The organism is Stenotrophomonas acidaminiphila (assembly GCA_002951995.1).
Taxonomy (GTDB): Bacteria; Pseudomonadota; Gammaproteobacteria; order Xanthomonadales; family Xanthomonadaceae; genus Stenotrophomonas; species Stenotrophomonas acidaminiphila_A.
The window spans coordinates 1,325,179-1,338,981 of sequence record CP019797.1 but is presented as its reverse complement, the minus strand read 5'-3'; the positions used below and the strand labels follow the sequence as shown (position 1 = coordinate 1,338,981).

Sequence of the window (13,803 nt, the reverse complement as noted above, 5' to 3'; positions counted from 1 at the left end):
GACGCCGGGTGACGGGCGCTGCCCCGTTCCCGGATCGACCCTCCGGGAACGGCACCCGCCGCGCTTACGGCACCGCCGCGGTGACGACGATCTCGATCTTCCACGCCGGGTTGGCGAGCTTGGCCTGCACGGTGGCGCGCGCCGGCGTGGCGCCTTCCGGTACCCACTTGTCCCAGGCCTGGTTCATGCCGGCGAAATCGGCCATGTCGGCCAGGAAGATTTCCGCGCGCAGGATGTGGTGCTTGTCGGTCGGCGCCAGCCGCAGCAGGTCGTCGATGGCTTTCAGCACCTGTTCGGTCTGGCCGACGATGTCGGCGCTGGTGTCTTCGGGCACCTGCCCGGCGAGGTAGGCCACGCCGTGGTGGATGGTCATTTCCGACATGCGCGGACCGGTATCGAAACGTTCGATCATGGGCTTTCCCGTGGGTGGATGTAGGCCCATTGTGCCCGCAACCGATGGTTTCAGCGGAGACGGGGCAGCCGCCACAACTGCACGGCGGCCAGCGCCAGCCAGCCGAGCACCAGCGCGATCACCGCCTTCTGCCCCAGCCCGCGCGGCGTGTCGCGCCAGAGCACGTGCAGCCACAGCCCGGCGAACGCCAGCCACGCCCATCCCCACGCCAGCGGATAGGCACCACGCCAGCGGCGGTCGCGACCGAAGCACCAGGCCTGCAGCAGCATCGCCGTGGTGACGCACAGGAATGCGGTCTGCGCGGCCAGCGCATGCACCAGCGGCGCCAGCGCCGGCGCGTGCTGCGGCAGCCAGCTGTCGCCCACGGCCACCGTGGCCAGGCCGGTGCCGGCCGCGCAGAACAGGGCCAGCGGCAGTCCGCGCCGCGCCGGTCCGCGCAAGCGCAGGTGCAGTGCGATGGCGAGCGCCACGATCGCCGCGGCCAGCACGCAGTAGGCGCTGCGCAGCCACGGCGCGTACGGGCCGTGCAGGTACAGGCTGAGCGTGGCACGCGTCCAGTCCAGGTCGGTACGCGCCACCTGCAGCCAGGTCGCGACAACGGTGAACAGCAGCAGCGCCGCCAGCACCGGCAGCGCGGCCAGGCGCGCGGGATCGCGATGTGGACGGTGGCGGCCGGCGGCCACGGCCTGTTCCTTGCGCAGGGTCGGGACACCAGCTTAGCCGCGCCGCCAGCCGTCCGCCCGCTGAAGGCCACGCGCCCACTTGCCAGAACCGTCACGCCATGCCGATAGTCTCTGCACTCCCGCGCCTGCATGGCGCCCTGCCCGTTGCCGCGCATGGCCGACCCCGCCGTACCCACCGCTCCCCCGACCGCCGGCTGGCGCCGGTTCGCCGCCGTCGCCGTGACCCTGGCAATCATGGGCATGGCCCTGCACGCGCTGGCCGGTGAGTTCAGCGAGCACGGCTACCGGCAGATCCGCGGCGCCATGCATGCGCTGTCGTGGTCGCAGCTGGGGCTGGCGCTGCTGCTGGGCATGGCCAGTTACGCCTGCCTGATCGGCTTCGACGCGATCGGGCTGCGCCGCGCCAACCGGCGCCTGCCGCCGGGCCGGGTGGCGATCACCGCCTTCCTCGCGCATGCCGCCGGGCAGACCCTGGGCTTCGCCGCGCTCACCGGCGGCGCGATCCGGGTGCGCAGCTATGGCAGCGCCGGGTTGGGACTGGCCGAGATCGGCCAGGTGGTGCTGATGAGCACCCTGGGCTTCGTGTTCGGCGCCTGGGTGCTGCTGGGCCTGGCGTTGTGGCTGGAGCCGGGCGCGGCGGCATTGGCGCTGCCGCTGGACGCGTCGGCGGTGCGCCTGCTGGGCATCGCCCTGCTGCTCGGCTTCGCTGCGATGTGGCTGCTGGTCGGCGCCGACGGCCGCAGCATCGGCTGGCGCCGGCACCGGGTATGGATACCGGACCGGCGCACGGTGCTGGAGGTCACCGCACTGAGCCTGGTGGAACTGGGCCTGGCGTCGGCCGCGTTCTACGTGCTGCTGCCGGCGCAGGATGGCGTGGGCTACATCGGCTTTGTCGGGTTGTACCTGGTGGCGGTGGTCGCCGGGCTGGTCTCCACGGTGCCGGCCGGGCTGGGCGTGTTCGAGTGGAGCCTGCTCAAGCTGCTGCCGCAGCTGGCGCCGGCGGCGATCCTGGCCGCGGCGGTGGCCTACCGCGTCACCTATTACCTGGTGCCGCTGTTCCTCTCCACCCTGCTGGCCGGGCTGGCCGCCGTCCGCCGGCCGCTGCGCAGCGGCGCCAGCACCGCCTGGAACGTGCTGCGCCCCTGGCTGCCGCAGGTGATCGCGCTGGCGGTGTTCGCGGTCGGTGCGCTGCTGGTGATCGACGGCACCCTGCCGGCGCCGCGGCATCGCGCATTGCATGCGCCGCTGCCGATCGTGGAGACCTCGCACCTGCTGGGCAGCCTCGGCGGCGTGCTGCTGTTGCTGATCGGCCAGGGGCTGCAGCGGCGCAGCCATGCGGCGTGGCTGATCGCGTTGGCAGTGAGCGTGCTGTTGCCGATTCCGGCCTGGCTGCGCGGCGGCCATGCGCTGGTGGCGCTGACCCTGCCGCTGGTGGCGGTGGCGCTGTGGGCGGCGCGGCGGGAGTTCTACCGCCAGGGCGCGCTGCTCGACGAGGCCTGGTCGTGGCCGTGGCTGCGCAACGTGGCGCTGGTGCTGGTGGCCACGGTGTGGCTGCTGTTCTTCGTCTACAGCCACGTCGAGTACCAGAACGAGCTGTGGTGGCAGTTCGCCACGTCCGGCAACGCGCCACGCGCGCTGCGCGCGCTGCTGCTGGTCAGCATCGTGGTGATCGTGTTCGGGGTGGCGCGGCTGCTGCACAGCACCCGCGCGCCGTTGCCGCTACCCGACGCCGCGCAGCTCGAGCAGCTGCGGCCGCTGCTGGCGCAGGCGCACGACACCCAGGCCTGCCTGGCGATGACCGGCGACAAGGCGATCCTGCGCAGCGACGACGGCAATGGCTTCGTGATGATGCAGCGCTACGGCGGCTCGCTGGTGTCGATGGGCGACCCGGTCGGCCCGCCGGACACCGCGCGCATGCTGATCTGGAAATTCCGCGAGGAAGCCGACCGGCTCGGCCTGCGCCCGGTGTTCTACCAGACCGGGGACCAGCACTGGCAGACCTACCTCGACCTGGGCCTGACCCTGGTCAAGCTCGGCGAGGAAGCGATGGTGTCGCTGGCCGGCTTCAGCCTGGAAGGCAGCGCGCGCGCGGAACTGCGCCAGGCGTGGAACAAGGGCCGCCGCAGCGGCCTGGCGTTCCGGGTGGTGCCGGCCGCGGATGTCGCGCCGCTGTTGCCGGCGCTGGAGGCGATCTCCGACGCCTGGCTGGAGGAGAAGGCCGGCGACGAGAAGGGGTTCTCGCTGGGCAGCTTCGACCCCGACTACCTGTGCCGCTTCCCGATGGCCCTGGTCGAGGCCGAGGGCCGGATCGTGGCGTTCGCCAACCTGTGGCAGGCGCCGCTCGCGCGCGAGTTGTCGGTGGACCTGATGCGGCACGCCGCCGACGCCCCCAAGGGCACCATGGACTTCCTGTTCATCGAACTGTTCCTGTGGGGCGCGGCCAACGGCCATACCCGCTTCTCGCTGGGCATGGCACCGCTGACGGGGCTGGCCGAACACCGCCTGGCCGGGCGCTGGAACCGCTTCGCCAACCTGGTCGCGCGCCACGGCGAGCGCTTCTATGGCTTCGGCGGCCTGCGCCGCTTCAAGTCCAAGTTCGCGCCGGAATGGCGCCCGCGCTACCTGGCCGCGCCGGGCGGCATGCACCTGCCCGCCGCGCTGCTGGACGTGACCCGGCTCATTTCGCTGGATCCGCGCCGGCAGTCGAACTGAGCCCACGCAGCCGCTGCAGGATCACCCGCGCCAGCCCGGCGTAATCGCCCTGGAAGTGATGGTCGCCGGGCAGGCGCACGACCTGCGCCGACCCGGCCGGCAGCCGCGGGCACAGCGCATCGTCGTCGTCCTGGCCGTAGACGCAGACGGTGCGTGCTGCCGGCAGCCGGCGCATCTCCGGCGCGATCGGCAGCCCGTCGCCATCGCCCCCCAGCCAGTTGCTGACGTGGAACTCGTAGTCGGCGTGCGTGCCCACCGACAGCAACGCGGTCATCGCCAGCATCGAGGCGGTATCGGCGGACAGCCGGTTGATCGCCGCCGGCAGCACGTCGGCGCCCTGCGAGAAGCCGAGCAGCAGCAGCTTCGGGCGCTGCCACTGCCGCGCGTAATGGCGGGCAATGCGGTCCAGGTCGGCGGCGAAGCCGGCCGGCGTGCGCGCACTCCAGAAATAGCGCAGCGAATCCACGCCCACCACCGGGATGCCGGCCTGCGCCAGCGCGCCGGCGACCTCCTTGTCCAGCCCGGCCCAGCCACCGTCGCCGGACACGAACACGGCGAAGGTGTCGCCGTTGCCGGCGGCCGGCACCTCGACCAGCGGCAGGCCGTCCAGCTCATGTGGCACCGGCGGCAGGCTCACCCCACGCTGCGCGCCCAGTACCCGCGCCGCGGCAACCTCGCCGGGCAGCGCGCTGCCGGCGGCAGTGCGCTGGAAGCGCCGCGCCAGCGGCACCGCCCGCACGAAGGCCTCGACCTCGCCCGCCGGACAGCGCGGGGCATGCCCCGGCGCGGCCTCCAGCCACGGGAAGCCCAGCGCCACCGGCAGCAGCGTGCCACCGTGGATGCCGTCGCCGCAGATCATCCGCGTATCGCCCAGGCGCGGGCAGAAATCCTCGGTGAGCAGGCCGGCGAACACGTCCGGACCGGACTGCGCGGACACCGCGTAGGCCAGCGCGGCCCCGGCGCCATCGCCGCCGAGGATCGGCAGGTGGTAGGTCGGCACCCGCAGATAGGCCTGCACATAGCGCGAGAAGTTCTCCACGTCGCCGGCGGAGAACCCGCAGCTGCCGCCTTCCTTCGCCAGCACCCCGGCCAGGTGGCGGGTATCGACGTCCACCACCAGCGCGCCATCGCGGCGCAGCGCCTGCAGCCGTGCCTGCCGCGGCGCGGCGTCGCCCTCACCGGCGAACCAGACCACCACCCGCTGCACCGGTCCATCGGGCAACAGCACCGGCACCCGTTCGAAACGGCCATGGCTGACCGGCTCCAGCGCCAGTGCCGGCGCCGCCAGCAGGCCCGACGCCATCACCACCACCAGAGCGAGCGACGCATGTGCCATGAGAGCTTCCTTGACCAGGGAAACGGCAAGCCTACGCCTGCCGATGCGGGAACGGGGTGGAAACGCGGCGTCAGTCCTGCGCGTCCGGATGCCGCAGCTTCCACGCCGCCAGCGCCTGCCGGTAGCGCGCCAGCTCGTCGGCATACAGGTCCAGCACACACAGCGGACAGCCGCTGCCGCAGCATTCGTTGGGCCCCGGCTCCTCCGGCGGCGTCGGCCGCGGGTCCGGGTCGGGCGTGGGGATGGGAATCGGGTTCATCGCTTCGGCCGGTGTGGCCGTCGTCAAAACAGGATGGAGCAATTCTAGGCCATGGGGTCCGGCAAGGCGCGGGCTATGGCCGTGGTCGTGGCTGTGGCCGTGGCTGTGGCTGCCGTTGCCGTTGCCGTTGCTGTTGCTGTTGCTGTTGCTGTTGCTGTTGCTCGTGATCTTGCACTGCTTTTGACTTCCGGGTCCCCTTCCGCAGCGACGCAGCCGGCGGGAATAACCCGAAGGGCGACGTGCATGGATGCACGTCGTTTTTCGACGAGACAAGGATGTCTCGTCGAAAAATCCCGCCGGCGGAGTGAACCCGGCGCGCGTAGCGCGACGGGCGCGGAGGCAGGGCGTGCTTTCTCTTGGTTACTTCTCTTTGCACGAGCAAAGAGAAGTAACTCGCTCCTGCGAAGCAGGGGCGAAAGCTCGGCCTTCAAGCTTCCGCTTTCATACTTGCCCAAAGCCCATTGAACTTCTTGGCTATCACCTTGGCCTCCGCTCCTGCCGGTTTGAGAAGGCAAGCAAAGGCTGGAGCAGGATCAAAAGCTTTCGCTCCCCTTCGGGGCGCGAGCCACCTTTCTTTGCTCGTGCAAAGAAAGGTGGCCCAAAGAGGCGCTTTTCAACAGCCGGATGGCTGGTCAACACGCCCCTGCCTCCGCGCCCGCCGCGCTACGCGCGCCGGGTCCACTCCGCCTGTGGGATTTTTCGACGAGACATCCTTGTCTCGTCGAAAAACGACGTGCATCCCTGCACGTCGCCCTTCGGGTTATTCCCACCGGCTCCGTCGCTGCGGAAGGGGACCCTGAAAGTCAAAAGCAATGAGCAACAGCCAAAGCCAAAGCCAAAGCCAAAGCAGGCCTCAGCCCGTCACCCGATTCAGATTCACCCGCGCCTGCGCGTCATACCGTGCATGGAAGAAATCGCTGAAGAAAATGCGCGGCTGCGCCAGCACACCTTTCAGAAAACGCCGGCGATTGAGCCGGAACAGGAAACCCGGCACCTTGCCCCGGTACTCCTCGGCGATGCCACGGTCATAGGCATCGAACACCTCGGGCGGCGCGCCAAGAATGGCCATGTCGCTGTCCAGGAACAGCGCCGCGTCCGCGTCCAGCTCATCGCCACGCACCTGGCCGTGGCGCGCGGTGAACGTGATCAGCGCCGCCACCCGCTCCGCATCCACGCCGGCATCGGGCAGCCAGCGCGCGATCGCGGCCCGCGCCATCGCCGCCGAGCGCGCCTCGTTGTCGCCGCGCCCGGCCTCGTACACCGCGTCGTGGTACAGCATCGCCAGCGCCACCTCGCGCGGCTGCCGCCAGCCCGGGCCGGCGGCAACGTCGCGATGGTGGTGCAGCAACGCCTGCACGTGGCCAAGGTTGTGGTACGCACGCGGCGGCTGCGCGTGCGCGGCTTCGATCTCGGCCAGTTGGCCTGCCGGCAGCGGCATCGGAATCAGGTCCATGCGCCATTCTAGGCAACGGCCGGGGCGGCGGCGACGCCGGGTGCGGACCTCACGCCAACGCGTGCCCTGCCCGCGCCCTGCTGGCCGGCACCGCGCGGCGGCGGCGCCCGGCGACGGCCCTCAGCCCAGCGTCCAGCGCCCTTCCAGCTGGTAGCGGGTCTGTCCCAGGAAGCTGCGGATCAGCACGAACTCGCGCACCAGCCAGCGCATCGGCTGCACCGGCTGCACCGGCAGGCGCCGCTTGTCGTAGAGCAGGGTCAGGTGCGGCGTGAACCCCGGATCGGGGCGGCTGCCGATGGCCTGCAGGCAGCGCGCCAGCTCCTGGTGCAGGCCCTGCAGCAGGTCGGCGCCATGCGCGCTGCGCAGCACGAACGGATGCTGGCGGCCACCGGCAAAGCTGCCGACTTCATCGAAGCACACCTCGAATTCCGGCATCCGTACCCGCGCCGCGGCCTGCTGCACCTTGGCCAGCAGGCTCGGCGGCAGGCCGGCGTAATCGCCCAGGTGATGCAAGGTGACATGCAGGCGCTCGCGCGCCAGCGGCCGTCCGTCCAGGCCGTGTTCGGCACGCAGTCCCTCGGCCAGTTCGGCGATGCGCCAGGCGGTGGCCGGGTCCGGCATCACCGCGAAGAACAGGCGCTCGGTGGGGATGTCGCTGCCGAGACCCAGCGACAGTTGCGCCTCGGCGGAGGGAATGAACTTCGTCATGGTCGAATGGAAACGCCGGCCGGCGGAGCGCGCCGGGGTACGGCGGCCGGCCTGGTCTGGGGCGCGGATACTAGCAGACCCGGCGCGGTGCCGGGCCGTGCGCCGCCGCTGCCCATAACGCGCATGGCGAAAATATGACCAGCCGCGTGCAACGCCGGCGGCACAAGGGCTGCCGCGAGTTATCCACATCTTTGCCAAGCCCCGGTCCACACCTTCTGTGGATGCCGCGCCAGGCGGCGGCGACGGGCTTACACTGGTGCCGCCGCCGCAACCCACCGGGTCGCCATGATCGCCTGGAGTGCTTTCGCCCTGCTCGCCGCCATCAGCGTCGCCCCGCCGGACGCGGCGGACGCGCGGCTGGCGCCACCGACGCCCGAACAGATCATGGCCATTCCCCCGCGCTGGAACAACGGGTGCGCGAGGAAGTCATCGCGCCCAGCCGCTCGCCGGAACAGCGCCTGCAGCGGCTGATGGAGCTGGTCTTCCAGCCCCGCGCGCCGGCCGCGGCGGAGGCCCCGGATGCAGCGCTGCGGTACGACACCGCCGCGACCCTGACTGTCGCCGAGGCCTGGCGCCAGCGCCGCGCCAATTGCCTTTCCTTCACCCTGCTGTTCATGGCCCTGGCGCGCGAAGCGGGTATCGAGGCCGACGTCCAGGAGGTCGGACGGGTCGTCACCTGGTACCAGGAGCAGGGCGTGGTCTACAACGCCGGGCACGTCAACGTCGGGCTGCGCGTGAACGGTCGCCGCGGCACCCTGGACCTGGACCAGGACGTGCTGTACGACCGTCGTGGCCCGCGCCCGGTTTCCGACCAGCGCGCACTGGCCCATTTCTACAACAACCGCGGTGCCGAGCTGCTGGCCGAGGGGCAGGTCGCGGCGGCCCGCGAGCATTTCCGGGTGGCGCTGCAGCAGGAGGCGCGCTTCGCGCCGGCATGGAACAACCTGGGCGTGCTGGAAACCCGCGCGGGCGACACCGCCGCCGCGGCGGCCGCGTTCGACCGGGCCCTGGCCATCGACCCCGACCTGCCCTCCACGCTCGCCAACGCCAGCGCGCTGTACCTGCGGATCGGCGACAACGCGCGTGCCGCGCGGCTGGACGCGCGGCTGCGGCGCGAACACGAGCGCGACCCGTTCTACCAGTTCATCCAGGGCGTGGAAGCCGAACGCCGTGCCGATTACGCCGCCGCCATCCACTACTACCGGCATGCGGTGCGACTGTATATGGCAGCGCGCACCAGTTCCACTTCGGGCTGGCGCGCGCCTACTCGCTCAGCGGCGACGACCGCCGCGCGGTGCGCGAACTGGAGCGGGCCCGCGAGCTGGGCAGCTCCGACCACCTGCGTGCGATTTACCAGGCCAAACTGGAGGCGCTGCGCCGGCTCACCGCCCGGCACGCCGGGCATTGACGCGCCCGGCGGCCGCCACGCGCAGGCTCAGGCCTTGCGCAGGAAGCAGGTCTTGAGCACCAGGCCCTTGATCTTGTCCGAGTTGCCTTCGATGTGCTCGGCGTCGTCCTCGACCAGGCGGATGTTGCGGATCACCGTGCCCTGCTTGAGCGGGATCGACGAACCCTTGACCTTCAGGTCCTTGATGACGGTGACGGTGTCGCCGGCGACCAGTACGTTGCCGTTGCTGTCGCGCACCACCAGCGCCGCTTCGCCCGCCTCGCCCGGGGTCCATTCGTGGCCGCAATCGGCGCAGATCCACAGCGCGCCGTCGGGATAGACGTTCTGCGACGAACACTGCGGGCAGGAAGAAACGGGCATGGCGACTCCAGACGATGACGTTGCAGGCCCGCTATTGTAGCCGCCCGCCCCGGGTTCGCCGGGGCGGGCCTGGCGGGGATGCTCAGCGCGCGCCGAGGTCCACCCGCACATTGCCCGAATGCGAGGTGATGGAGATGTCGCCGTCGCCGCCGCCGAGGCGCGCGTCCAGGCTGCTCCCCGGACCGTAGCGCGGGCGTTCGACCTGGCCCACGTCCGAGCGGATGGCGCCGCTGAAGCTGCTGACCTTCAGTTGCGCGGAGGTGCGCGCCGGCAGCGCCAGCGCGATCGGCGCGCTCACCGTCTGCAGGCTGATGCGCCCGCCCGGCTGCAACCCGGCGCTGCGCACGCCGAGCCCGCCGGACACGGTTTCGGCGTCGAGCCGCTGCACCGCCGACAGGTCCAGGTCGACCGGCCCGGACACCGAATTGGCCGCCACCTCGCCGCCGCTGCCACCGCTGGCGTTGATCGCGCCGCTGACCGTGCGCAGCTCCAGCCGCGGGGTACGCAGCTGCGAGCGGATCGCGCCGCTGACGGTATTGAGCGTGGCCTGCACGGCCTGCCCGCGCACGGTGATGCCGCCGCTGACGGTGTTGGCCTGCAACCTGCGCAGATCGACGTCGGCCACGTCCAGCGTGGCGCTGACGGTACCGGCCTGCAGTTCGCTGCCGCGCGGCACCCGCAGTTCCAGCACCGCGCCCCGGCTGTTGCGGCTGTTGCGCGGGTAGACCACCTTCAGCTGCACGCGGTTGGCGCTGTTCTGGACCTCCAGGCGCTGGCCTTCGCCCAGGCTGCCGGTCAGCTGCACCTCGTTGCGGTCCCAGCCGCGCACGTTCACCGAGCCGGCGATGTTGCTGATCTCCACCCGCCCGCCGCTGGACAGTGGGTGATGTTCGTTGACCGGCGTCTGCGCCAGCGCCGGTGCCAGGGGGGCCAGCAGCACGACGGCGGCCAGCAGGTGTCGCAGGGAAACATTCACGGGGATTCTCCTTCAGGTGGAAAGACCGGCGCCATCCAGGCCCTGCCGGGTAAGTTCAAGCCGCAGCGCGTAGGTGCGCCGCAGCTGGCCGAGCAGGAACCCGGCATCGGGGCTCTGCGCGATCGCCGAGCGGATGCTGCCGGCGCTGGCATCGAGCTCGTGCAGCGCCGGCGCGAGTTCGGCCGGCACGCTGTCCTGCGGGATCGCCGCCAGTGCCTGGCGATAGGTCGCGGCCAGCGCGTCGGCCTGCGCCGCCAGCGACGATGCCTGCGTCATCCGTGTCGCCTGGGTGGCCTGGGTGGCCTGGGTGGCCTGCGGCGGGGACCCGGCCCACCAGCGGCCGGTGCCCAGCAATGCCAGCGCCGCCACCGCGGCGGCCGCGGCGGCGGAGGTCCAGCGCCGACGGCGCGGGCGCGGGCGTGAGCGCGGGTCACCGCGGCGGGCCGCTCGCGTGGCGCCTCGTGCAGCCGTGCGGCGATGTGCTGCCAGGCCGCGGCCGGCGGCACGCGCTCGCTGGGAAGTCGGCGCAGGCGCGCGGCCAGGTCATCGTGGTCGTGGTCGGAATCGTGTTCGTTCATGGTGTTTCTCCCAGGCGCGCGCGCAACAACCCGCGCGCACGATGCAGCTGTGCCTTGGAACTGCCGACGGCCATCTGCAGTTCCTCGGCGATTTCGTGGTGCTTCCAGCCCTCGATGTCGTGCAGTACAAGCACCGCACGGGCGCGGGGCGGCAGCGTTTCCAGCGCGCGCTCCAGGTCCAGCCCGGTGGCCTGGCAACGACTGGACGCCGGCATCCGCGCCAGCAGGTCCATGCCCTCCTCGCCGATATCCAGCGCCTCGAACGCGGCGCTGGCGCGCAGTTCCATCAGCGCCGTGTTCACCGCCATGCGGTGCAGCCAGGTACCCAGCGCGCTCTCGAAACGGAACTGCGGCAATGTGCGCCAGGCCTGGATGAAGGTCTCCTGCAGCGCGTCATCGGCGCGCGCCGCGTTGCCGCCGCACAGCCGCCACAGCAGCGCATACAGGCGCGGGGCGTGGCGGCGGTAGATGCGCTCGTAGGCGTGGCGGTCGCCACCGGCGGCGGCACGCGCCAGCGCGGCATCGTCGGCGGCCTGCGGGAAAGGAGAGGTGGCGGTCACGGTGGCGTCGAGCATATCCGTTGGATGCGGCGGCCAGCAGAAAGGTTTAAAGCCGCCTGCGATCTTTTTGCCGGGGCGGCACAGCGGCCACGCCGATATGGGCTGACAAGGCCGCGCCGGCTGGCCGACAATCCCGCCTCGCCCCCCGCCTGCCAACCATGTCCCTGTCCACCGCTGCCCGCACCGACACCGGCGCCGCGCCCCGTCGGCAAGCCCACCGCGGCCGCTGGCACCCGGCGTGCGCGGTACGCACGGCGGCCCCGCGCGGGCCCGTACCCAGGCCGTGGCGCGGCAGTACCGGCGGCATGGCCACGCACCGCTTACCCGAACGTTGCAACGCAGCTGCCCGCGAGCGGGCGCGGCGCCGCAAGGAGACAACCCGATGAAGAACTACCTGCCCGAATGGATGCATGGATGGATCAGCCTGCTCGACACCGCGCTGGTGGTCATCCTGATCCTGCTGGTGGCGTGGCTGCTGCGCCTGCTCACCCGGCGCCTGCTGGCGCGCCTGGGCATGCACTACACGCTGCCGCCGCAGGTGGAAACCGCCGCCCGGCGGCTGTCCAACTTCGTGATCGGCAGCGCCGCGCTGGTGGCCATCCTCGACCAGCTCGGGGTATCGCCGACCATTTTGTGGACCGCGTTCACCGGTTTCGCCGCGGTCGGCGCGGTGGCGTTCTTCGCCGCCTGGAGCGTGCTGTCCAACATCTTCTGCGCGCTGCTGATCTTCACCACCCGGCCGTTCCGCCTCGGCGACCGCATCGAACTGCTGGAGAACGGCGAGAAGCCCGGGCTGAAGGGCCAGGTGATCGACATCAACCTGATCTACACCACGCTGCAGGAGATCGGCGGCCCGGCCGAGGGCACGCTGATGCAGATACCCAACAGCCTGTTCTTCCAGCGCGGACTGCGCCGCTGGACGGCCGCCGCCACGCAGGCCCAGGCGATCCAGGGCGACGGCTGAGTCTCGGCCGCAGGCAACGGCATCCCCGGCTGCCTGCGCCCATCACGTACCACAGCGTTCCGTTCGCGTACGGCCGCTGCGTGCGAAAATTCCGCCCGCAGCACCGCAGCAGAGCCGCCCCCCACCGGCTCCCTTTCCGCAATGTCCCGCTCTCCCCTCTCCCCGTGCTCCGCTCCCGCGGCGGACACCGCCTCGCCCGTTGCCGTCGTCCGCAGCGACCGCCAGCGCTGGCTGGGCGTGGTCGCGCTGGCGATGGCAGCCTTCGTGTTCAACACCAGCGAATTCGTTCCGGTCGGGCTGCTGAGCGACATCGGCGGCAGTTTCGGCATGCCCATCGAGCATGTCGGGCTGATGCTCACCGCCTACGCCTGGGTGGTCGCGCTGGCGTCGCTGCCCGGCATGCTGCTCACCCGCGATGTCGACCGCCGTCGCCTGCTGCTGGGCGTGTTCGCGCTGTTCGTGGCCAGTCACCTGCTGTCGGCACTGGCCTGGAGTTTCGGCGTGTTGATGCTCAGCCGCATCGGCATTGCCCTGGCACACGCGGTGTTCTGGGCGATCACCGCCTCGCTGGCGGTGCGCATCGCGCCGGCGGACAAGCGCCCGCAGGCGCTGGGGCTGCTGGCCACGGGCACCTCGGTGGCGATGGTGCTGGGCATCCCGCTGGGCCGGGTCATCGGCGAACTGCTGGGCTGGCGCATCACCTTCCTGGCCATCGGCGGCGTCGCCCTGCTGGCGATGACGGTGCTGGCGCGGCTGCTGCCGCCGCTGCCCAGCCAGAACAGCGGCTCGGCCCGCAGCCTGCCGCTGCTGCTGCGCCGGCCGGCGCTGCTCGCGCTGTACCTGCTGGTGATGGTGGTGGTGGCGGCGCAGTTCACCGGCTACAGCTACATCGAGCCGTTCGTGCAGCAGGTCGGCGGCTTCGACGCGCACGTGACCACCTGGGTGCTGCTGCTGTTCGGCGGCATGGGCTTCTTCGGCAGCGTGCTGTTCGCGCGCCTGGGCACCCGCTGGCCGCGTGGCTTCCTGCTCGCCGCCATCGCCACCCTGGCGCTGTGCCTGCTGGGCCTGCGCCCGGCCACCGGCGGCGCATGGATGCTCTACGCACTGGCCTCGGTGTGGGGCGTGGCGATGATCTGCTTCGCGTTGTCGATGCAGTCCAAGGTGCTGCGGCTGGCGGCCGACGCCACCGACGTGGCGATGGCGCTGTTCTCGGGCATCTTCAACATCGGCATCGGCGCCGGCGCGCTGATCGGCAGCCAGGTCGGCCTGCGCCTGGGCATGCAGCACATCGGCCTGGTCGGCGGGCTGGTCGCCGTCGCCGGCGGCGTGTGGTGGCTGTTCGCGATGCAGCGCTGGGCCACCGGCTTCAGCGCCGGCGGCAGTGACCACTGACC

At 71.3% G+C, this 13,803-nt stretch carries 12 protein-coding genes and 3 pseudogenes; 4 read left to right on the top strand and 11 right to left on the bottom strand.

What is annotated here, in order from left to right; translation table 11 throughout:
• Positions 1–64 precede the first annotated feature (64 nt).
• Positions 65–412: a hypothetical protein gene (locus tag B1L07_05860; protein AUZ54702.1), complete on the bottom strand. Its 348-nt coding sequence runs from the start codon at positions 410–412 to the stop codon at positions 65–67.
• A 50-nt stretch (positions 413–462) separates the two neighbouring features.
• Complete coding sequence (locus B1L07_05855) at positions 463–1,095, bottom strand: hypothetical protein (GenBank protein ID AUZ54701.1); 633 nt, start codon at positions 1,093–1,095, stop codon at positions 463–465.
• Positions 1,096–1,248: 153 nt separating this feature from the next.
• On the opposite strand from B1L07_05855, the gene B1L07_05850 reads away from it, so the two are divergent.
• Positions 1,249–3,807 (top strand): hypothetical protein, encoded by a 2,559-nt coding sequence (locus B1L07_05850; GenBank protein AUZ56479.1) that lies wholly within the window; start codon positions 1,249–1,251, stop codon positions 3,805–3,807.
• Here the strand turns inward: B1L07_05850 and B1L07_05845 are convergent.
• The 5 genes and pseudogenes from B1L07_05845 to B1L07_05825 all read right to left on the bottom strand — a co-directional run bounded on the left by B1L07_05845 (position 3,773) and on the right by B1L07_05825 (position 7,563).
• Complete coding sequence (locus tag B1L07_05845) at positions 3,773–5,143, bottom strand: acid virulence protein B (protein AUZ54700.1); 1,371 nt, start codon at positions 5,141–5,143, stop codon at positions 3,773–3,775. The two genes, B1L07_05850 and B1L07_05845, sit on opposite strands and share 35 nt — an antisense overlap.
• Positions 5,144–5,213: 70 nt before the next feature.
• A complete protein-coding gene (locus tag B1L07_05840) occupies positions 5,214–5,402 on the bottom strand; it encodes an oxidoreductase-like protein (protein ID AUZ54699.1) in 189 nt (62 codons plus the stop codon).
• Positions 5,403–5,464: 62 nt separating this feature from the next.
• Positions 5,465–5,581 (bottom strand): annotated as a pseudogene (locus tag B1L07_05835) (pyridoxamine 5'-phosphate oxidase).
• A gap of 674 nt (positions 5,582–6,255) precedes the next feature.
• Complete coding sequence (locus B1L07_05830; GenBank protein AUZ54698.1) at positions 6,256–6,855, bottom strand: hypothetical protein; 600 nt, start codon at positions 6,853–6,855, stop codon at positions 6,256–6,258.
• A gap of 120 nt (positions 6,856–6,975) precedes the next feature.
• Entirely contained in the window at positions 6,976–7,563 is a 588-nt protein-coding gene (locus B1L07_05825) for a 2'-5' RNA ligase (GenBank protein ID AUZ54697.1), read from the bottom strand.
• Between the two features lie 285 nt (positions 7,564–7,848).
• Here B1L07_05825 and B1L07_05820 point away from each other — a divergent pair.
• A pseudogene (locus tag B1L07_05820) lies at positions 7,849–8,971 on the top strand (hypothetical protein).
• Positions 8,972–8,998: 27 nt separating this feature from the next.
• Here the strand turns inward: B1L07_05820 and B1L07_05815 are convergent.
• The 4 genes and pseudogenes from B1L07_05815 to B1L07_05800 form a co-directional block, all read right to left on the bottom strand.
• Entirely contained in the window at positions 8,999–9,331 is a 333-nt protein-coding gene (locus B1L07_05815) for a phosphonoacetate hydrolase (GenBank protein ID AUZ54696.1), read from the bottom strand.
• A gap of 82 nt (positions 9,332–9,413) precedes the next feature.
• On the bottom strand, positions 9,414–10,295 hold the full coding sequence (locus B1L07_05810; protein ID AUZ56478.1) for a hypothetical protein: 882 nt from the start codon (positions 10,293–10,295) through the stop codon (positions 9,414–9,416).
• Between the two features lie 24 nt (positions 10,296–10,319).
• A pseudogene (locus B1L07_05805) lies at positions 10,320–10,885 on the bottom strand (hypothetical protein).
• On the bottom strand, positions 10,882–11,460 hold the full coding sequence (locus tag B1L07_05800; protein AUZ54695.1) for an RNA polymerase subunit sigma-24: 579 nt from the start codon (positions 11,458–11,460) through the stop codon (positions 10,882–10,884). The pseudogene B1L07_05805 and the gene B1L07_05800 overlap by 4 nt, the downstream one beginning before the upstream one ends.
• 367 nt (positions 11,461–11,827) lie before the next feature.
• Here B1L07_05800 and B1L07_05795 point away from each other — a divergent pair, with 367 nt between their 5' ends.
• A complete protein-coding gene (locus tag B1L07_05795; protein ID AUZ54694.1) occupies positions 11,828–12,409 on the top strand; it encodes a mechanosensitive ion channel protein MscS in 582 nt (193 codons plus the stop codon).
• Between the two features lie 141 nt (positions 12,410–12,550).
• On the top strand, positions 12,551–13,801 hold the full coding sequence (locus tag B1L07_05790) for a sugar transporter (protein ID AUZ54693.1): 1,251 nt from the start codon (positions 12,551–12,553) through the stop codon (positions 13,799–13,801).
• The last annotated feature ends 2 nt before the right edge of the window (positions 13,802–13,803 follow it).

Bases quoted from the DNA above. Each gene is read 5' to 3' on its own strand.
- B1L07_05825 (AUZ54697.1), bottom strand. From the start codon at position 7,563: ATGACGAAGTTCATTCCCTCCGCCGAGGCGCAACTGTCGCTGGGTCTC.
- B1L07_05800 (AUZ54695.1), bottom strand. From the start codon at position 11,460: ATGCTCGACGCCACCGTGACCGCCACCTCTCCTTTCCCGCAGGCCGCC.
- B1L07_05815 (AUZ54696.1), bottom strand. From the start codon at position 9,331: ATGCCCGTTTCTTCCTGCCCGCAGTGTTCGTCGCAGAACGTCTATCCC.
- B1L07_05860 (AUZ54702.1), bottom strand. From the start codon at position 412: ATGATCGAACGTTTCGATACCGGTCCGCGCATGTCGGAAATGACCATC.
- B1L07_05790 (AUZ54693.1), top strand. From the start codon at position 12,551: ATGTCCCGCTCTCCCCTCTCCCCGTGCTCCGCTCCCGCGGCGGACACC.
- B1L07_05830 (AUZ54698.1), bottom strand. From the start codon at position 6,855: ATGGACCTGATTCCGATGCCGCTGCCGGCAGGCCAACTGGCCGAGATC.
- B1L07_05845 (AUZ54700.1), bottom strand. From the start codon at position 5,143: ATGGCACATGCGTCGCTCGCTCTGGTGGTGGTGATGGCGTCGGGCCTG.
- B1L07_05795 (AUZ54694.1), top strand. From the start codon at position 11,828: ATGAAGAACTACCTGCCCGAATGGATGCATGGATGGATCAGCCTGCTC.
- B1L07_05840 (AUZ54699.1), bottom strand. From the start codon at position 5,402: ATGAACCCGATTCCCATCCCCACGCCCGACCCGGACCCGCGGCCGACG.
- B1L07_05850 (AUZ56479.1), top strand. From the start codon at position 1,249: ATGGCCGACCCCGCCGTACCCACCGCTCCCCCGACCGCCGGCTGGCGC.